General features: G+C 70.5%; 18 protein-coding genes. 5 read left to right on the plus strand and 13 right to left on the minus strand.

The window, feature by feature from the left end; translation table 11 throughout:
• Positions 1–109: 109 nt before the first annotated feature.
• Positions 110–2,182 (plus strand): DEAD/DEAH box helicase, encoded by a 2,073-nt coding sequence (locus tag ASV56_RS16850; protein WP_062563121.1) that lies wholly within the window; start codon positions 110–112, stop codon positions 2,180–2,182.
• Here the strand turns inward: ASV56_RS16850 and ASV56_RS16855 are convergent.
• The 3 genes from ASV56_RS16855 to ASV56_RS16865 all read right to left on the minus strand — a co-directional run bounded on the left by ASV56_RS16855 (position 2,179) and on the right by ASV56_RS16865 (position 5,165).
• Positions 2,179–3,411, minus strand: coding sequence for an Hsp70 family protein (locus ASV56_RS16855; protein ID WP_062563365.1), 1,233 nt, complete (start codon positions 3,409–3,411; stop codon positions 2,179–2,181). The genes ASV56_RS16850 and ASV56_RS16855 overlap by 4 nt on opposite strands.
• Before the next feature lie 85 nt (positions 3,412–3,496).
• Positions 3,497–3,922: a GlcG/HbpS family heme-binding protein gene (locus ASV56_RS16860; RefSeq protein WP_062563122.1), complete on the minus strand. Its 426-nt coding sequence runs from the start codon at positions 3,920–3,922 to the stop codon at positions 3,497–3,499.
• A gap of 28 nt (positions 3,923–3,950) precedes the next feature.
• On the minus strand, positions 3,951–5,165 hold the full coding sequence (locus ASV56_RS16865) for an MFS transporter (RefSeq protein ID WP_062563123.1): 1,215 nt from the start codon (positions 5,163–5,165) through the stop codon (positions 3,951–3,953).
• A gap of 241 nt (positions 5,166–5,406) precedes the next feature.
• Between ASV56_RS16865 and ASV56_RS16870 the strand changes: the two genes are divergently transcribed.
• Complete coding sequence (locus ASV56_RS16870; RefSeq protein WP_062563124.1) at positions 5,407–6,795, plus strand: L-cystine transporter; 1,389 nt, start codon at positions 5,407–5,409, stop codon at positions 6,793–6,795.
• Positions 6,796–6,870: 75 nt separating this feature from the next.
• Here ASV56_RS16870 and ASV56_RS16875 read toward each other — a convergent pair whose 3' ends face one another.
• The gene (locus ASV56_RS16875) at positions 6,871–8,058 is read right to left on the minus strand and encodes a multidrug effflux MFS transporter (RefSeq protein ID WP_062563125.1); all 1,188 of its coding nucleotides are present in this window, start codon (positions 8,056–8,058) and stop codon (positions 6,871–6,873) included.
• A gap of 374 nt (positions 8,059–8,432) precedes the next feature.
• Here ASV56_RS16875 and ASV56_RS16880 point away from each other — a divergent pair, with 374 nt between their 5' ends.
• The 3 genes from ASV56_RS16880 to ASV56_RS16890 all read left to right on the plus strand — a co-directional run bounded on the left by ASV56_RS16880 (position 8,433) and on the right by ASV56_RS16890 (position 11,300).
• A complete protein-coding gene (locus ASV56_RS16880) occupies positions 8,433–9,125 on the plus strand; it encodes a FadR/GntR family transcriptional regulator (RefSeq protein WP_253880126.1) in 693 nt (230 codons plus the stop codon).
• A gap of 189 nt (positions 9,126–9,314) precedes the next feature.
• Positions 9,315–10,280 (plus strand): asparaginase domain-containing protein, encoded by a 966-nt coding sequence (locus ASV56_RS16885; RefSeq protein ID WP_082724888.1) that lies wholly within the window; start codon positions 9,315–9,317, stop codon positions 10,278–10,280.
• A gap of 66 nt (positions 10,281–10,346) precedes the next feature.
• Positions 10,347–11,300, plus strand: coding sequence for a LysR family transcriptional regulator (locus tag ASV56_RS16890; protein WP_062563127.1), 954 nt, complete (start codon positions 10,347–10,349; stop codon positions 11,298–11,300).
• Here ASV56_RS16890 and ASV56_RS16895 read toward each other — a convergent pair.
• From ASV56_RS16895 to ada, 9 genes are all read right to left on the minus strand, one after another.
• The gene (locus tag ASV56_RS16895) at positions 11,297–11,575 is read right to left on the minus strand and encodes a hypothetical protein (RefSeq protein WP_253880128.1); all 279 of its coding nucleotides are present in this window, start codon (positions 11,573–11,575) and stop codon (positions 11,297–11,299) included. The genes ASV56_RS16890 and ASV56_RS16895 overlap by 4 nt on opposite strands.
• Positions 11,572–12,267, minus strand: coding sequence for a hypothetical protein (locus ASV56_RS16900; RefSeq protein ID WP_062563129.1), 696 nt, complete (start codon positions 12,265–12,267; stop codon positions 11,572–11,574). Before ASV56_RS16900 ends, ASV56_RS16895 begins: the two co-directional genes overlap by 4 nt.
• Before the next feature lie 2 nt (positions 12,268–12,269).
• Positions 12,270–13,661: an APC family permease gene (locus ASV56_RS16905; protein ID WP_062563130.1), complete on the minus strand. Its 1,392-nt coding sequence runs from the start codon at positions 13,659–13,661 to the stop codon at positions 12,270–12,272.
• Position 13,662: 1 nt separating this feature from the next.
• The gene (locus ASV56_RS24030) at positions 13,663–13,836 is read right to left on the minus strand and encodes a hypothetical protein (protein ID WP_172823769.1); all 174 of its coding nucleotides are present in this window, start codon (positions 13,834–13,836) and stop codon (positions 13,663–13,665) included.
• Between the two features lie 8 nt (positions 13,837–13,844).
• A complete protein-coding gene (locus tag ASV56_RS16910) occupies positions 13,845–14,222 on the minus strand; it encodes a hypothetical protein (RefSeq protein WP_062563131.1) in 378 nt (125 codons plus the stop codon).
• Positions 14,215–14,487, minus strand: coding sequence for a hypothetical protein (locus ASV56_RS16915; RefSeq protein ID WP_062563132.1), 273 nt, complete (start codon positions 14,485–14,487; stop codon positions 14,215–14,217). The genes ASV56_RS16910 and ASV56_RS16915 overlap by 8 nt, the downstream gene beginning before the upstream one ends.
• Before the next feature lie 310 nt (positions 14,488–14,797).
• Positions 14,798–15,211, minus strand: coding sequence for a universal stress protein (locus ASV56_RS16920; RefSeq protein ID WP_062563133.1), 414 nt, complete (start codon positions 15,209–15,211; stop codon positions 14,798–14,800).
• A gap of 154 nt (positions 15,212–15,365) precedes the next feature.
• Entirely contained in the window at positions 15,366–16,343 is a 978-nt protein-coding gene (locus ASV56_RS16925; RefSeq protein WP_062563134.1) for a siderophore-interacting protein, read from the minus strand.
• Between the two features lie 61 nt (positions 16,344–16,404).
• A complete protein-coding gene (ada, locus tag ASV56_RS16930; protein WP_062563135.1) occupies positions 16,405–17,466 on the minus strand; it encodes a bifunctional DNA-binding transcriptional regulator/O6-methylguanine-DNA methyltransferase Ada in 1,062 nt (353 codons plus the stop codon).
• Positions 17,467–17,530: the final 64 nt, after the last annotated feature.

The raw sequence follows: 17,530 nt of genomic DNA on the forward strand, positions 1-17,530 counted from the left end.
GGGCGGCTTGGCTCCGCGTTCCGGGCCGGTGGGCCGTGGAGGGCCCGGCCGCAAAGGGGAATGGTGCCGTCACCCGGATGCGACCCGCATCCCCTTTCTGGCGAAGAACATGAACGACTATGATATTGCCGCGCCTCTGGCCGCGGCGCTGGCGGCCAAGGGCTATGCCAGCCTGACCTCGGTGCAACAGGCGGTGCTGGCGCCCGAGGCGCGGGGCCGCGATTTGCTGGTCTCGGCCCAGACCGGCTCGGGCAAGACCGTGGCCTTCGGCCTGACCATGGCCAGCGACATCCTGGACGGCGATGCGCTGCCCGCCGCCGACCGGCCGCTGGCGCTGGCCATCGCGCCGACGCGCGAGCTGGCGCTTCAGGTCGCGCGCGAGCTGGCCTGGCTTTACGCCGGCGCCCAGATCGCGACCTGCGTCGGCGGCATGGACTATCGCAACGAGCGCCGGGCGCTGGAGCGCGGCGCGCAGATCGTCGTCGGCACCCCCGGCCGCTTGCGCGACCATATCGAGCGCGGCTCGCTGGACCTGTCGGGCCTGCGCGCCGCCGTGCTGGACGAGGCCGACGAGATGCTGGACCTGGGCTTCCGCGAGGACCTGGAGTTCATCCTGGGCGCGGCGCCGGCGGAACGCCGCACGCTGATGTTCTCGGCCACCGTGCCGCCGGCCATCGAGGCGCTGGCCCGGGATTTCCAGCGCGATGCGCTGCGCATCCAGACCCAGGGCGAGGCGCGCCAGCACGGCGACATCGAATACCGCGCCTTTTCGGTGCAGACCCGCGACCGCGAGCACGCGATCTTCAACACGCTGCGTTACTATGAGGCGAGCCGCGCCATCATCTTCTGCAAGACCCGCGCCAATGTGAACCACCTGCTGGCGCGCATGGGCAATCGCGGCTTCAAGGTCGTGGCGCTGTCGGGCGAGCTGTCGCAGCAGGAACGCAGCCATGCTCTGCAGGCGCTGCGCGACGGCCGTGCCCGGGTCTGCATCGCCACCGACGTGGCCGCGCGCGGCATCGACCTGCCGGGGCTGGAGCTGGTGATCCATGCCGACCTGCCGACCAATCCCGACACGCTGCTGCACCGCTCGGGCCGCACCGGCCGGGCCGGGGCCAAGGGCACCTCGGTGCTGATCGTGCCGTCCTCGGAATACAAGCGGGCGCAGCGGCTGTTGCAGCGCGCCAAGCTGGTGGCGGAATGGGGCAAGGCGCCCTCGGCCGATGAGGTGCAGGCGCAGGACGACCAGCGCATGCTGGAGCATCCCGGGCTGAACGAGGCGCCGGGCGAGGATGCGGCGCTGGCCGGCGCGCTGCTGGAGCGGTTCGGACCCGAGCAGGTCGCGGCCGCCTTCCTGCGGCTGTGGCGCGAAGGCCGCCCGACGCCCGAGGAACTGTCGGACAGCACCGGCCCCGCGCCCACCGCGCCGCGCGAGCGTGGCGAATTCGGCCCCTCGGTCTGGTTCATTCTGTCGGTCGGCCATTCCGGCCGGGCCGAGGCGCGCTGGCTTTTGCCGAAGATCTGCGAGACCGGCGGCATCACCCGCGACGAGATCGGCGCGATCCGGGTCAAGACCGACCAGACTTTCGTGCAGATCGCCGCGGCGGTCGCGGGCCAGTTCGGCGAGCGGGCCGAGCTGGAGCCGGGCCTGACCATGCGCCGCATCGAGGGCGAGCCGGTGTTCGAGCCGGCGGCGCCGCGCGAGCGGAAGCCTCGGCAGGGGTATTTGCAGAACGAAGAAATGCAGGCGCCGCGCGAGAAGAAGCCGCATCGCGGGCAGGGCGGCGAGCGGGCCGCCTATGCCGAGACGCCTCGGCCGCAGCCGGTGGAGCGGCCCGCGCCGAAAAAGCGCCCGGCCCTGCTGGACCCGGCCGATGTGACGCCGCGGCCCGCAGCCGAGGCCGAGCCTGCCGAGGCGCCGGTGCGCAAGGCGCGCTGGACCGCCGAGAAGAAGCAGGCGCAGAAGGGTGCGCCCGCGGCGCCGCGCGCGGCCGGATCCCGCTCGCACGGCGGGCCGGCGCGCGAAGAGCGCGACGGCGCCGAGGCCCGGCCGCGGCGGGCCGCCGGCTTCAAGTCGCACAAGGCCGAGGGCAAGCCGTTCCGCGACGGGCCGAAGCCCGGCTTCAAGGCGGCGCCGAAAGCCGGCGCCAAGCCCGGGCCCAAGGGCAAGCCGAAGCGCTAACGCGCCGTCGCTAGCGCCAGCCCATCGACCACGGCGGTAAAGGCCTGGGCGCGCAGCTGGCTGGCGCCCGGGCAAAGCCGCCGGGCCTCGTCCGCGACCAGGCCCATCAGGCTGGAGCCACCGACCAGCACCACGCTGCCGATCTGGTCGGGGGTGACGCCGGCCAGGCGCAGCGTCTCGGCCGCGGCCTCGGCCAGCGCATGGCGGTTGGCCGACAGCGCCGCCTCCAGCGTCTCGGGCGTGATCAGCCGCGCCAGCCCCGGCTCGATGAAGCCCATGGCGATGCCGGCCTCGGCACCGGAATTGGCCGCGATCTTGCCGCACTCGACCGCGAAGGCCAGCTCATGGCCCAGTTCCTCGTCCAGCACCGAGACCAGCCGATCCATCGCCGGCCGGTCCAGTGCCATGCGCGCCATCCCGGCCGCCATGCGCCGGGTTTCAGGCGTATAGAGGAAGGGGATGCGCGCCCAGGTCGCCAGATCCACATAGACCGCGTTCGGCACCGGCAATAGGCCCGGGCCCATCTCGCGCCGCAGGCTGCCGCCCTGTCCCAGCGCCGGCATGGCGTGGCTCAGCGAGACCTGCTGGTCGAAATCCGTGCCGCCCAGGCGGATGCCGTGATTGGCCAGGACCTGCGCCTTGCCGCCTTGGCTGCGAAACACCGAGAAATCCGAGGTGCCGCCGCCGATGTCGACGATCAGCCCCAGTTCGCCCTCGCGCCCGAGGCCATGGCTGGCCAGCGCCGCCGCCTCGGGTTCGGGCAGGAAATCGACCTGCGCGAAGCCGGCAGCCAGATAGCAGCCGCGCAGGTCGGCCTCGGCCCGGGCGTCGCTGGCCGGGTCGGCGTGGAAATGCACCGGCCGGCCCGACAGCGCGCGGGCAAAGCGTAGTCCCGTCGCCGCCTCGGCCCGCTCGCGCAGCGCGGCCAGGAAGGCCGCGACGATCTCGGCCAGCGTGCGGCGCCGGCCGGCGACCAGCCGCGATTCATGGAAGAGCTCGGTGCCCAGCACGCTTTTCAGCGCCCGCATATAGCGGCCCTCGGCGCCGGCGATCAGCGCCTCGGACGCGGCCTCGCCGATGCGCATGGCGCCGCCGCGCGCCGGGAAGAAGACGGCGGTGGGCAGGGTCTCGGCCCCCGGCTCGATGGCGAGCCGCAGCGGCCGGCCGTCCCGCAGCACGGCGGCGGCCGAGTTCGATGTGCCGAAGTCGATGGCCAGCGTCTCTGCCATGGCGTCCCCCAGGATCTGCAAAGGGCGCGCTGGTAGCGGCTTTCCGGCCGGGGTGCAAGCGGGCGGCGGCCCGCCCGCCGCGCCGTCACCCCTGGGTGCTGCGCCAGTGGTCGATGCCGGCCTGGGCCACCGACTGGTCCTGGGACGGGCTGCCCGAGGACACGCCGATGCCGCCGATGACCTGGCCGTCATGTTCCACCGGCAGGCCGCCCGCGACCACCATCAGCCGGCCGCCCAGCGCCGAGGAGATGCCCCAGGCCGGGGCGCCCGGCTGGCTGGCGGTGCCGTATTCATGCGTCGGCTTGCGGGCCGCGGCGGCGGTGAAGGCCTTGTCGATGGCGATGGTGGCCGAGGTGATCTTGCCGCCGTCCATGCGCGAAAACGCCAGAAGATGTCCGCTTTCGTCGGTCACGGCGATGCACATCGGCACGCCGATCTGGCGCGAATGCGCCTCGGCGCCCTCGATCAGGCGCCGGGCGTCCTGCTGGTCGAGCCGGGTAATGGTCAGCATGGGTTTCTCCTCCTCGTGAAAATCTGGGTCATTCGGCCGGGGCGGGCCGGGCCGCGCCCATGGCCGTGGCGGCGCCATAGCCCCGCGGGTCAAGCCGCAGGACCAGCAGGCCAACCAGCAGCACCGCGGCCAGGTGCAGCTGCCAGCCGGCGGCGAAACTGCCGCGTGCCTCGTGCAGCAGGGCCAGGATCCAGGGCGGCAGCGCCGCCAGCAGGAAGCCGCCGCCCTGCATCAGCGCCGCCAGTGCGCCGGCGCCGGCCGGGTCGGGCAGGTGGTCCAGCGCCACCAGCATCATCAATGAAAAGCAGCCGCCCAGGCCCGCGCCCAGCAGGAAGGCGGTCGCCCAGGGCGCGGCCAGCGGCTGCACCGCCAGCAGCAGAAACCCCAGTGCCTGAGCGGCGAGGCAGGCCCAAAGCCAGGGCCTGCGGTCGGGGCGGCGCCCGGCCAGCACCGGCATCAGCAGCGCCGCGACCGCCTGGCCCACCGCCAGCACGGCCAGCAGCCCGCCGCTGGCGCCCGCCGACCAGCCAAGCTCGCGGAATGCCGGCGATAGCCAGGCGACCGAGGACGAATATCCGCCGTTGATCAGCCCGAAACAGGCCATCAGCAGCCAGACCCGGGGCAGGCGCAGCCAGCCGAGCAGTCCCGCCGCCGTCGCGGCATGCGCCGGGCGTGCGTCGCGCGGCAGCACCCGTGCCACAAGCCAGGCGGTCAGCGCCGCCGGCAGCGCCAGCCAGCCAAGCGCCAGCCGCCAGCTGCCGCTTGCCTCGGCGATCAGCGGCGCGACCTGCGCGCCAAAGGCGCCGCCGCCCATCATCATCGAGGCGTAAACCCCCATGGCCAGGCTGATGCGGCGCGGAAACTCGCGCTTGATGATGGTCGGGAATACCGCCTGCACCACCGCCGCGCCCAGGCCCAGAAGCAGCGCCGAGCCCAGCATCTGCGCCCCCGAGCCCGCCACCAGGCGCAGGGCCGAGCCCGCCGCCAGCACCAGAAGCGCCGCCCCCGTGGCGCGCCGCGCGCCCAGCCGGGCCTGCAAGGCCGGGCCGAAGAAGGCGCCGGCGCCCATCAGCAGGACCGGCAGCAGCGTCAGCAGCGCCAGGCCCTGCAGGCCAAGCCCGGTCGTCGCCGCGACCTGCGGCGCCACGGGGCCGAGCCCGGTCAGGAAGGGCCGCAGCGCCAGCCCGACCAGCGCCACCAGCCCCAGAAGCAGGGGTCGGTCGCCGGATCTGGTCTGCTCCATCGCTTGCCTTCCTGGCCCGGGGCCGCCTGTCTCGCACCCGATCCCACGTCCGGCACGACGGCAGATTATCCCGGCCGGGCCGCTGCGATAATCAACAATCTCCGAAAGCTGACGCAAGTTTTGCTGTATAATAGCCCTCGGCCCCTGCAGCCGCGCCATACCGGCCCTGCGCCGGCGCCTCTATACGACGGGCGTGCATTGTGGCTTAACGGGACAATCTCAAATTGCCGGAGGCGCGCAAATGGCATCCGTTCTCATCAATCTCGCAATCTTCGCCGCGCTGATCATGGCGCTGGCCCGCCTGCAGGGCGGGCATCTGTCGCTGTCGGTGCGGGTCTTCATCGGCCTGGTGCTGGGCACCCTGTTCGGCATCGGCCTGCAACTGGCCTATGGCACCGAGTCCGAGGCACTGCAGACCACGATCAACTGGATCAATATCGTCGGCAACGGCTATGTGCAGCTCTTGCAGATGGTGGTCATGCCGCTGGTCTTCGCCGCCATCCTCAGCGCGGTGGCGCGGCTGCACGACGCCTCGGCCTTGGGCAAGATCTCGGCGCTGACGCTGGGCACGCTTCTGGGCACCACGGCGATCGCGGCCTTCGTGGGCGTGGTCATGTCGCTGACCTTCGGGCTGACCGCCGAGGGGCTGGCGCAGGGCGCGGCGGAAACCGCGCGGCTGACGGCGCTGGAATCGACCTATGCCCCCAAGGTCGCCGACCTGACTGTGCCGCAGCTGATCCTGTCCTTCATTCCGAAGAACCCCTTCGCCGACCTGACCGGGGCGAACCCGACCTCGATCATCTCGGTGGTGATCTTCGCGGCCTTCCTGGGCGTGGCGGCGATCCGGCTGGTCCGGCGCGACGCGCAAAAGGGTCACGCCCTGCTGGCGCTGATCGACATGCTGCAGGCCTGGATCGGCCAGCTGGTGCGGCTGATCATGGGGCTGACGCCCTATGGCGTCATGGCGCTGATGACCAAGATGGCGGCGACATCGAACGCGGCCGACATCCTGAACCTCGGCAAGTTCGTCATCGCCTCCTATATCGGCCTGGCGATCATGTTCGTGGTGCATGGCGTGCTGCTGACCCTGACCGGCGTGAACCCGCTGACCTTCTTCCGCAAGATCGTCCCGGCGCTGAGCTTCGCCTTCTCCAGCCGCTCCAGCGCCGCGACCATTCCGCTGAACGTCGAGATCCAGACCCGCCGCCTGGGCATCCCGCAGACCATCGCCAGCTTCTCGGCCTCGTTCGGGGCGACCATCGGGCAGAACGGCTGCGCCGGGCTCTATCCGGCGATGCTGGCGGTGATGGTGGCGCCGACGGTCGGCATCAACCCGCTGGACCCGGCCTGGATCGCGACGCTCATCGCCATCGTGACGCTCAGCTCGGCCGGGGTCGCGGGGGTCGGCGGCGGCGCCACCCTGGCGGCGCTGATCGTGCTGCCGGCCATGGGCCTGCCGGTCACGCTGGTCGCACTCTTGATCTCGGTCGAGCCGCTGATCGACATGGGCCGCACCGCGCTCAACGTCTCGGGCTCGATGACGGCGGGCACGGTGACCTCGCAGATCCTCGGCCAGACCGACCGCAGCGTGCTGCAAAACCCCGAGGCGGGCGAGTTGCAGAACGCCTGAACGAACCGGGGCGCCGCAACGGAACGGCGCCCCGGCTTTCTCTGTTTTCCAAATACCCGGAACCCGGCCGCGCAGCTAGCGCAGGCGCAGCCGCGGCAGCGATGCCGCCGCCGCCAGCCAGGCCAGCACCGCGCACAGCGCGATGGCCGGCACCATGGTCGCGGCGGTATTGTCCAGAAACGGCCCGGTGACGGCGATCATCAGCCCGCCAGTCAGCATCTGCACCGTGCCGCCCAGCGACGAGGCGAGCCCCGCGATGTCGGGATGCGGGTCCAGCGACATCACCATGGCCGTGGGCATCACCAGCCCCAGGCAGGCATTGCCCAGAAACAGCCCCGCGACCACCACCGGCAGCGCGTCGATCCCGGCCAGCACCACGGCCGCAAGCAGCAGCGTCGCCAGCGCGAATCCGGTGATCGCCAGCGAGATCACCCGCTCCATCCCGAAACGCTCGGCCAGCCGGCCGGCGAATTGCGAGGCCGAGAAGAAGCCGATGGCATTGACCGCGAAGGCCAGGGAAAAGCCGGTCGGGCTGAGCCCGTATTGCCGGGTATAGACGAAGCTCGCCGAGGCCAGGAACACGAAGAAGCTGGCCATGCCGAAGCCGCCGATCATCGTCAGTCCCAGGAAACGGCGGTCGCCCAGCAGCCGGCGCGCGCCGGCCAGCATCTCGGCCAGCCGCACCGGGCGGCGCTGCGCGACGGCCAGCGTCTCGGGCAGGGCAAAGAGGATCAGACCCAGGCTGACGGCGGCCGCGACGGCCAGGACCGCGAAGATCTCGCGCCAGCCGCCCCAAGCCATCACCGCCGAGCCGGTCAGCGGCGCCAGCATGGGCGAGACCGAGATCACGATCATGATCGCCGCCATCATCCGCGCCGCGGCGGGCCCGGTCGCCATGTCGCGGATCACCGCGCGCGGCACCGCCATCAGCGTCGCCGCGCCCAGGCCCTGCACGGCGCGGGCCGCGATCAGCCAGCCGATGTCGGGCGCCAGGCTGGCGGCGATGGTCGCGGCCAGGAAGATCGCGACGCCGATCACCAGCGGCGGCTTGCGGCCAAGGGCATCCGACAGCGGGCCATAGATCATCTGCGCAATGCCGAAGACTATGAAATAGGCGGTCAGCGTCAGCGCGGCGCCGGCCTCGCTGGTGCCGAGATCGCTCGCCACCTCGGGCAGCGCGGGCAGGTACATGTCGATCGCGAAGGGACCGACGGCGGAAAGCAGGCCAAGCAGCAGGGCCATGCGGAACAGGGGATCACGCATCGGAAAACCTGTAATGTCTCAGGATATGGGAAAAGCGGACGCAGAATCGCGCCATTGGGTCATTCGCCGCCGCCGCGGGTCTGATGCCATGATCGCGCCCCGCCCGCAACCCCGTCCGCGCGGTTGATAAATGTTCATCGGCGCAAATGCGGCTTTCCCAAGGCCGACCGCTCGCCGCACCATGACCCTCTGTCGCCATCTTCTGTCGCGGAGGTCGCGGATGAGACTCTATCACCTGATTTTCATGGCCCAGGTCGCCGGGATGCTCGGACTGGTCGGAGCCGCAGTGTTTTATTGGTAGCGCCGTCAAAGCCATGGCTTGACAGCTTCGCCGGACGTGCAACATTGGCGCCATGAACAAAGTGGCTGATTGGTTGACACACAAAAGCCCGGTCAGTCGGAAAAACGCCGCCGAGACGGTGTTCGAGGATCTGAGAGGCGCCATCCTGGCCGGCCAACTGCCGGTCGGCACCCGCTTGCCTTCCGAGGCCAAGCTGGCCGAACGCTATGGCGTCAGCCGCCCGATCATCCGCGAGGCCATGCGGTCCTTGCAGACGCTGGGCCTGACCCGCAGCCGCAGCGGCAGCGGCAGCTTCGTGATCTCGGACCGCCAGGCGCCGGAACTGGCCTATGGCCATTATTCGGCGCGCGAGCTGATCGAGGCCCGGCCCTTCATCGAGATCCCGGCCGCCGGCTGGGCCGCGCTGCGCCGCACGCCCGAGCAGATGGCGCGGCTGATGCAGCTCTGCGACAGCATGGAACGCCAGGAGGACGCCCTGAAATGGGTGCGGCTGGACAGCGATTTCCACTTCCTGATCGCCGAGGCGGCGCAGAACGCGGTCTTTGCCCGCATCGTCACCGATTCCCGCGACGCGCTGATGCGGCAGTCCGAACTGGTGAACCTGATGGCGGACCGCCGGGTGACTTCGAATGACGAACATCGCCGCATCGCCGAGGCGATCTCGGCCGGGTCCGAGGACGAGGCCCGGGCGGCGATGCGCGAGCATCTCGACGAGGTCGAGCAGGCGATGACCTGGATCATCGGCCAGGCCCCTCGCGGCGCCTGAACCCGATCCTTGCGGCGATGGCCGTCCCGCGGCAACTTTCCTGCGCGCGACGGCGGATTTTGGCATATTTCCATACCAGCATGCTTGACCCGGGGCAGGGCTTGCCGCTAATCCGGTAAATCTGTCAGACAGGTTGGCGGGCGACGCGCCCGCGCCTCGGCAGCCCGCGACCAGCGAGGGGGAAGGACGATGCGCACCCATGCCGAAGGCACGGCGACCATGACCGGCAGCCCGCCGGTGCTGGCGGTGCTGGCGACCGGCGGCACCATTGCCAGCCGCCGCGGTGCCGATGGCGCCGCCCGGCCCAGCCTCAGCGGCCGCGATCTGCTGGCGCTGGTGCCGCCGATGCAGGTCGAGCTGCGCCCGCGCGAGGTGCTGGCCAAGGATTCCGCCAGCCTGACGCTGGCCGACATGCAGGCGATCAGCGACGCGGTCGGCGCGCAGCTGGCCGACCCGACCATCGACGGCGTGGTGGTGCTGCACGGCACCGACGCGATGGAGGAAACCGCGTTGCTGGTTCAGCTTCAGCACCAGCCCGCGAAGCGCGTGGTATTCACCGGCGCGCAATTCGCCGCCGACCATCCGCAGTCGGACGGGCCGCGCAACCTGGCCGATGCGCTCGGCGCGGCCATGGCGCCGGGCAGGGGGGTGTCGCTGGTCTTCGGCGGCCGGGCGCTGCCGGCCTGGGGGCTTTACAAGGAAGCCTCGGATTCCCCCGAAGCCTTCGAGCGCGCCGCCGAAGAGGAACCGTCGCTGGACCGCGCCCTGCCGGCGCCGGTCGCGGGCCTGCGCGTCGATATCGTCGCCACCCATCCCGGCAGCGACGGGCTGCATCTGGATGCGAGCCTTTCCGCGGGGGCGCGGGGCATCGTCATCTCGGCCATGGGCTCGGGCAACGCGACGCCGGAACTGGTCGCGGCCATCGCCCGGGCCCGGGCGCAGGGCGTGCCGGTGGTGGTGTCGAGCCGGGTGCCGCGCGGGCTTCTGGCGCCGATCTATGGCGGCGGCGGTGGTGGCCACGACATGCGCCGGGCGGGGGCGATCCATGCCCGCATCCTACGGCCCGGGCAGGCGCGCATCCTGCTGGCGGCGCTGCTTGCCAATGGCTGCCCCGAGGCCGAGATCGCCCGCGCCTTCGAAGCGGGACCGGCCTGAGGCTTGGCGAGGCCGGGGACATGATGTTAGGATCATCTGAACCCTGGAATGAATAGCGAAGCTGTCATGTCCCTGCCCCCCGCCCGGCTGATGCTGAAGCCGGCCCAGTTGCGTCTGATCCAGCAGATCGCCGAGCATGGCCAGCTGCAGCTGGCCGCCGAGACGGTCGGCATGACCCAGCCCGCCGCCTCGCGCATGCTGGCCGAGATCGAGAACCAGGTCGGCGCCCAGCTGTTCCTGCGCCAGCCCAAGGGCATGGAGCCGACCGAAATCGGCCGCGCCGTGCTGCGCCGCGCCCGCGTCATCCTGCGCGAGATGGTCAGCATGGCCTCGGACGTGCGGGCGCTGCGCGAGGGGTTCGGCGGCACGCTGCGCGTCGGTGCGGTGACCGGGCCGGCGGTGGGTTATCTGGTCTCGGCCATCCGCGAGATCAAGCAGAGCGCGCCCGACGCCGACATCACCGTCGACGTGATGCCCTCGCGCGAGCTTCTGGGCCATCTCGCGGCGGGCGAGATGGATTTCGTCCTGGCCCGCATCCTGCCGGAATTCGACAGCCAGGATTTCAACATCCTGCCGATGCGGGACGAGAAGGTGACTTTCCTGACCCGCGCCGGCCATCCGTTGAGCCGCGCGCCGGCCGTCACCCTGACCGAGCTTGCCGGGCAGGAATGGATCATGCAAAGCCGCGGCGCCCCGATCCGCGAGGCGGCGCTGGCAGCCTTTGCCGATGTCGGGCTGGCCGAGCCGAAGAACATCGTCAACAGCCCGTCGCTTCTGCTGACCATCGCCTATCTGGCGCAATGCGACGCCGTGGCGCCGATGTCCGAGGAGGTGGCCGAATTGCTGATCCGGCCGCCGGTCTCGGCCGGCTTCGCCATGCTGCAGATCCCGCACGAGATCCGGGTCTCGGCCTATTACCTCCTGGACCTGAAGCGCCGGCCGCTGTCGCCCCTGGCGCAGCGGCTGCGCGAACGGCTGATCGCCCTGTCGCGCAGCCCGGTGCGGGCGGTGTTTTCCTAGGCCCGGCCGGCCGCGCCGTGCTGCCAGACCGCATGGCGGATGCGCGCCCGCTTGTAGGCGTCGAAGATCGCCATGGCATGGACGAAGAAGCCGCCGGCGAACTGGCCGACGAAGGACACGTCCGGCGCCGCCGTCTTCAGGGTGAAGCCGCCGAGCAGCAGCATGAAGAACAGGAAGATCAGCCCGCGCAGCGGCTCGCGGTTCCAGACCTGGCCCGAGCCGGGCAGCACGATGGCCGAGGCCAGCACCAGATAGGGGTTGGGCGGAGGGGTCATGCGCATCTCGCTTGTTCGGAAGCGGCCGCCGCATCGGCCAGGATGTCGCGGCGCAGCCGGGCCAGCGCCTCCAGAAGCGGCGCCAGGCTGTGCGGCGCCAGCGGCGCGCGGCCCATCTCGGCCTCGCGAAAGATCAGGTAGCGGCCGCGCTCGGCCTCGTCGGCCAGCCAGGTGATGCGCAGCCCGGCGGGCGAGATCACCAGTTCCTTCACGCGCGGATCGTCGAAGATCGCGCGGTGGCGCGACAGCAGCGCCGCCTCGGCCGGGCTCAGCGCGGTCTCGCTGCGCAGCGTCGCGTCATGGGGAAAGCCCTCGGGCAGCAGCGTCTGGTGCGGCAGCTGGTCGCAGGCGGAAAACGGCTCGATCCCGCGCGGCCGGGCCATCATGTGGATGCGCTGCCCGACCGGCAGGCGGCCGGGTTGCGTGACCAGAAGCCACAGCGCCGGCAGCTTGCGGAAGGTCAGCGTGTCGGGCACCGCCTGCAGATCGGTCTCGGTCCCGGCGATGCGGCCCGAGACCCGGGCGAAGCCAGTGGGCGCGAAGGCCCGCCGCGCCGCCCGCATCTGCGGCAGCACCAGGTCGAAATAGCCGGCGCGGGCGGCCTGGCGCCGGCCCGCGTCGGTGTAAAGCCGCAGGGCCAGCCAGGCCAGCCCCAGGCCAAGGATCACGGCAGTCCAGGCTGCTGCCGGCATCGTCAATAGCCCTTCGGCTTGGGCCAGGGCATGGTGAACTGCGCGCCCCGGTTCACGAAGCGGTAGCGCCAGAAGTGGAACCACAGCGACACGACGATGTAGAAGGCGATCATCGCGACAAGCTGGGTGCCATAGCCCAGGAAGACCGCGAAGAAGGCCATGCCGCACAGCGCCAGCAGCGCAAAGGCCGGCAGCGGGTGGAACGGATGCTCATAGCCGCGCTTGATGGTCTCGAGCGGCCATTTGCGCCGGAACAGGATGATGTTCAGCGGCATGAAGGTGTATTCCAGCAGGCCCGACAGGATCGAGAATGTGATGACCTGATCGATCGGCGCGCCCAGGGCGAAGATCAGCGCGATCGGCACCAGGAAGATGATCGAGCGATAGGGCGTGCGGTATTTCGGATGCACCGCGCCGAACCAGCCCGGCAGGTAGCGGTCGCGGGCCATGGCGAACCAGGCGCGGCTGGCGTCGTTGATGCAGCCGTTGGCCGAGGCCAGGGTGGCGAACATCGTGCCGATACCCAGAAACACCATCAGGAAGGTCGAGCCCGAGAGCCGCGCCGCGTCGAAGAGCGGCACCCCGGCCTGGCCCAGGTATTCCCAGGGCATCAGCCCCGAGCACACATACCAGGTCAGCGTCGCCGCGATGGCCAGCGTCATCACCCCGGCCAGCGTGCCGAAGGGCAGCGACCGGGCCGGGCTGCGCACCTCTTCGGCGGCCTGGGTGGTGCCCTCGATCCCGAGGTAATACCACAGGCCGAAATGCATCGCCGCCAGCACGCCCAGCCAGCCATAGGGCATGGCGGCCGCGCCGCTCATCAGCTCGGCATGGCGCAGCGGGCTGACGCCGACCACGCCCGAGGTGGCCAGGAACAGCACGATCACCGCGGTGAAGGCGATGGCGGTGATGACCAGGTTGAAGGTCAGCGTCGCCAGCACGCCGCGATAGTTCAGCCAGGCCAGGAACATGATCGCCAGGATGATGAACGGCCGCTGGTCCAGGCCGGAATGCCCGCTCATCGTCGCCACCGTATCGACCAGGAAGCCGAAGGTGATGGCATTGGCCGCCTCGAGCATCGTATAGGCAAAGACCAGATACAGCCCGACGTTGAAGGCCATCAGCGGCCCGACGATATGCTTGGCCTGAGTGTATTGCCCGCCGGCCGCGGCGACGGTCGATGTCACCTCGCTGTCGATCATGGCGACGCAGGTGTAGAGGATGCCCGCGAACCAGCAGGCCATCAGCGCGGCATAGGCGCCGCCCTTGCCGACCGAGAAGTTCCAGCCCATGTATTCGCCGACCAGAACGATGCCCACCCCCAGCGCCCAGACGTGGGCGGGGCCCAGAACCCGGGCAAGGCCGACGTGTTCGGTTTGTTGTGCCTGCGCCATGTTACCCCCGGTGATGTTGTTCTTCGGTCAGGGCCTCCAGCTCGCCTTCGCGCGAAGAGGTCAGGAACTCTTCGCTGTAGGTGCTGTCGGTCTTGATCCAGTTGAGCACGATGAACAGCCCGAACAGGGCCGAGGCACCCCAGGCCGCGTATTCCAGATAGTTCCACAGATCCATGTTCGCCCTCACTCGCCGAACTTCTCGGCGATCACGTCGCGATATTCCTTTTCGGAAAAGCGCAGCAGGATCGCGTAATACCCAACGATGACCACGATCATCACGACCAGCGCGCCGATCGAGAAGCTGTAGTCGAAACGGGCGGTGATCAGTTCGGCCGCCGAGGCCGGGTCGGCATAGCCGAGCTTCTGCCACTGCTCGACCATCGCCGGATTCTGGCCCAGCGTTTCCCAGGTCGGGTTTTCAATGGGCTGGGGGGTTTTCGCGGACCCGGCCAGGCCGAGCCACAGCGGAATGTACAGGGCGCCGATGGCCATGATCAGCAGCACGATCACGTCGATGATCTGGCCCACCTTGCCCTGGACCGGGGCGACATATCTAGCCATGGCGCAGCGCCCTCTTGGCCTCGCGGGCCTCGTCCAGGAACTGGATGTCGAGCCCGTACATGAAGTCGCGGTCCTCGCGGTAATGGCGCAGCATCGCCATGATGGCGGCCGAGTTGAACAGCAGCACCACCGCCCCCGCGATCAGCAGGATCGTCCGCGCCGAACCGGTGGGCGCAAGCGCCCAGGTTTCCAGCGCCACGAAGATGATGGCGAACCAAAGTCCCAGGATGAATGCCACGGCCACGGCGATGTCGCGCCGGTGCATGGACTCGATCCGTCTTGTCAGATCTGACACGTTCTCTCCTCCCTAGAGGCCCGCTTTTTGGTTGGTCTTTCGGCGCCGGGCCACAACACCAGTGTTTCTGCGGTCGAAAACTTTTTTCTCTCCAAGAAACGTGTGCTGCGGCAATCTGTCAAGTTTCTTCTGCCGCGGAATGCTGATCGGTTGCGGAATCCGGCCCGCCGCACCCGTCGGACAGCAAGGCGCCCCGCAGCCGGAACCGGGCGCGGGGCGCGTGTTTTCGTCGTCATCTCATGGAGTTGTCGTCAGGCCGGAACGCCGGCCCGGCCGCGACCTAGCGTGCCACGGTCACGGTGCAATGGGCGCGGGCCATGACATCGGCCGCGACCGAGCCCAGCATCAGCCGCGACAGGCCGCGCTTGTCGCCGGTGCCGACGACGATCTGGTCGTAACCATTGCCCTCGGCATAGGAAACGATGCCGGCCGCGGCCTCGCGGCTGACGATGTCGACGCGCTTTGGATCGGCCACGCCGTTCTGCTGGGCCAGCGCGGTGGCGCGGTCCAGCTTCTCCTCCATCTCCTTGTCGGTCCAGTGATGGATGACCGGGCCGCGCGCCCCGCCATGCGCGATATTGACCACGCAGATGGTCATCGGCACGCCGAATCGGGCCGCCAGCTGCGCGGCATAGACGACGGCCAAATCGGAATGTTCGGTGCCATCGGTCGGACATAATATCTTCTGGATCATCGGATCTCCTCCCCTCCTGCTATCCACGAGTCGGGACGCTTCCATGAATCATGCCGTCCTGCCAAGGGTTTTCGCGATCCGCGACGAAGCATCGCGGGCGGCGTGGCCCGAATCACCCTGCGGTCGGGCGGCCGGAATCGGGCGTCGGCGCCGGTCAGCCCCAATAGGCGGCGGCGATGAATTCGCGCTTGTCGCAGGCGCGCGCGAGCAGGCGCTGGCGGGCGGCGCGGGCGGCCTCGGCCGGGCCCGCGAACCAGATGTGGCGATCCGGCGCGCCGGCCAGATCGGCCGCGTCGAGCGCCGCCAGAAGGTCGTCGCAGCGGGTGACGCGCGGGTCCTGGGCCAGGGCGCCCATGTCCTCGGGACGGCAGCACAGGCTGGCGCTGACCCGGCCCGGCGCCTCGGTCAGGATGCGCGCGATGGCCGGCAGCGCGGTCTCGTCGCCGAAGAGCCAGAGCCGCGCCGCGTTCGGGATGCCGCCGCCGCCGGGGCCGATGATTCCGACCGGATCGCCCGGGCGGGCGCGGTCGGCCCAGTCGCAGGTCGGGCTGCCGGCGTGGCGGAAGATGTCGAACTCCAGCCAGTCGTCCTGCTGCGCGGCGGTGGTGTAGACGGCGCGATGCGGCGCGTCGGCGCCCTCGGGCCAGACCGTGCGGCCGTTCGGCGCCACGCGCGGCCATTGCGGCGCGCGCCCCTCGGGCGGCAGCAGCAGGCGGAAATGCAGCGCGCCGGTGCCGAATCGCCCGGCCTCCTCGCCCGCCAGCCGCACCCGGATGAAGCCCGGCGTGCGCGAGGCGACGGACACCACCCGCATCAGCGCCAGGCCCGGCGCCAGCGCGCCGGCATCGACCCGGTCCCAATCCACCGTGACGCCCAATTCGTCCAGCAGCGTGGCGGCCGTGTCCTGCAAGGTGCCGATCAGCCGCTTTTCCGGTGCGTCGAGCTCCAGCCGCGCGCCGTGCCCGTCGGTGAAGAGCGTCATGGCGCAGCCCCAGACCAGCAGGGTCAGGCTGTCCGGGGTCTCGACCAGTTCCAGCTCCCATGCGGCGGCCCGCGCCTTCAGCGCCGCCGCGACCGCGCCCGAGGCGGGGCCCAGCGTGCCGATGCTGCGATAGGGTCGGATCGGGAACATGGCGCGTCCTTCGGCCTGCGGTCGGTCGCCCCGCTATATACCCAAGCGAAACGCTCGGCAATCAGCCCTGCGCCTCGCGGTCCAGCAGCGCCTGCTTGCGGGCGACGCCCCAGCGATAGCCCGACAGCCCGCCGTCGCTGCGGATCACCCGGTGGCAGGGGATGGCGACGGCCAGGCGGTTGGCGCCGCAGGCCTGGGCCACGGCGCGGGTGGCGGCGGGGGCGCCGATGCGGGCGGCGATCTCGGCATAGCTGGCGGTGCTGCCCGGCGGGATCTGGCGCAGCGCCTGCCAGACGCGCTGCTGGAAGGCGGTGCCGCGAATGTCCAGCGGCAGGTCGAGGCCGATGCCCGGGGCCTCGACGAAGCCGACGACCCGGGCGACCACGGCCTCGAATTCGGCGTCGCCGCCGATCAGCCGCGCGGCGGGAAAGCGGTCCTGGAAGTCGTGCAGCAGGGCCTCGGGCGTGTCGCCAAGCGCAATGGCGCAGATGCCCTGCCGGCTTTGCGCGACCAGCAGGGCACCAAGCGCGCATTGCGCCAGCGCGAAGCGGATCTCGGCCCCGGCGCCGCCCTTGCGATAGGCCGAGGGCGCCATGCCCAGCATGTCGCCGGCCGCCTCGTAGAAGCGGCTGTTCGAGTTGAAGCCGGCCTCGTAGAGCGCGCCGGTCACGCTGTCGCCGTCCTCGAGCCGCGCCCGCAGCCGCCCCGCGCGATGGGCGCTGGCATATTCACGCGGTGTCAGCCCGGTCTGCGCCTTGAACAGGCGGTGGAAGTGAAACCGGCTGAGCCCGGCGGCCTCGGCCAGTTCGTCCAGCGAGGGCGGGGTCTCGGCCGCCTCGATCAGCCGGCAGGCGGCGGTGACCAGCGCGGCATTGGCCTCGGCCAGCCCGGCGCCGCGCGGGTTGCAGCGCCGGCAGGGCCGGAAGCCCGCCGCCTCGGCCGCCGCCGGATCGGGAAAGAAGCCGACATTCTCGGGCTTCGCCCGGCGGGCGGGGCAGGAGGGCCGGCAATAGACCCCGGTCGTGCGCACCGCATAGACGAAGCTGCCGTCGGCGCCGGCATCGCGGGCCAGCACCCGCTGCCAGCGCGGATCCTTAATCGTCGCAAGGGGCTCGTGCTGCATGGTCTGTCCTTTCGTCGCTGATGTCATAGCATCTTTGCACGCGGGGCGCAGCGGCCGCCTCCGG

Origin of the sequence: Paracoccus aminovorans (assembly GCF_001546115.1) — a bacterium.
Lineage (GTDB): Bacteria > Pseudomonadota > Alphaproteobacteria > Rhodobacterales > Rhodobacteraceae > Paracoccus > Paracoccus aminovorans_B.

Excerpts from the sequence above, each read along its gene's own strand:
- ASV56_RS16900 (WP_062563129.1), bottom strand. The coding sequence starts at position 12,267 with ATGCCGGCAGCAGCCTGGACTGCCGTGATCCTTGGCCTGGGGCTGGCC.
- ASV56_RS16925 (WP_062563134.1), bottom strand. The coding sequence starts at position 16,343 with ATGTTCCCGATCCGACCCTATCGCAGCATCGGCACGCTGGGCCCCGCC.
- ASV56_RS16915 (WP_062563132.1), bottom strand. The coding sequence starts at position 14,487 with ATGCACCGGCGCGACATCGCCGTGGCCGTGGCATTCATCCTGGGACTT.
- ada (WP_062563135.1), bottom strand. The coding sequence starts at position 17,466 with ATGCAGCACGAGCCCCTTGCGACGATTAAGGATCCGCGCTGGCAGCGG.
- ASV56_RS16855 (WP_062563365.1), bottom strand. The coding sequence starts at position 3,411 with ATGGCAGAGACGCTGGCCATCGACTTCGGCACATCGAACTCGGCCGCC.
- ASV56_RS16910 (WP_062563131.1), bottom strand. The coding sequence starts at position 14,222 with ATGGCTAGATATGTCGCCCCGGTCCAGGGCAAGGTGGGCCAGATCATC.
- ASV56_RS16905 (WP_062563130.1), bottom strand. The coding sequence starts at position 13,661 with ATGGCGCAGGCACAACAAACCGAACACGTCGGCCTTGCCCGGGTTCTG.
- ASV56_RS16890 (WP_062563127.1), top strand. The coding sequence starts at position 10,347 with ATGTCCCTGCCCCCCGCCCGGCTGATGCTGAAGCCGGCCCAGTTGCGT.
- ASV56_RS16850 (WP_062563121.1), top strand. The coding sequence starts at position 110 with ATGAACGACTATGATATTGCCGCGCCTCTGGCCGCGGCGCTGGCGGCC.
- ASV56_RS16920 (WP_062563133.1), bottom strand. The coding sequence starts at position 15,211 with ATGATCCAGAAGATATTATGTCCGACCGATGGCACCGAACATTCCGAT.
- ASV56_RS16885 (WP_082724888.1), top strand. The coding sequence starts at position 9,315 with ATGCGCACCCATGCCGAAGGCACGGCGACCATGACCGGCAGCCCGCCG.
- ASV56_RS16870 (WP_062563124.1), top strand. The coding sequence starts at position 5,407 with ATGGCATCCGTTCTCATCAATCTCGCAATCTTCGCCGCGCTGATCATG.
- ASV56_RS16875 (WP_062563125.1), bottom strand. The coding sequence starts at position 8,058 with ATGCGTGATCCCCTGTTCCGCATGGCCCTGCTGCTTGGCCTGCTTTCC.
- ASV56_RS24030 (WP_172823769.1), bottom strand. The coding sequence starts at position 13,836 with ATGGATCTGTGGAACTATCTGGAATACGCGGCCTGGGGTGCCTCGGCC.
- ASV56_RS16895 (WP_253880128.1), bottom strand. The coding sequence starts at position 11,575 with ATGACCCCTCCGCCCAACCCCTATCTGGTGCTGGCCTCGGCCATCGTG.
- ASV56_RS16865 (WP_062563123.1), bottom strand. The coding sequence starts at position 5,165 with ATGGAGCAGACCAGATCCGGCGACCGACCCCTGCTTCTGGGGCTGGTG.
- ASV56_RS16860 (WP_062563122.1), bottom strand. The coding sequence starts at position 3,922 with ATGCTGACCATTACCCGGCTCGACCAGCAGGACGCCCGGCGCCTGATC.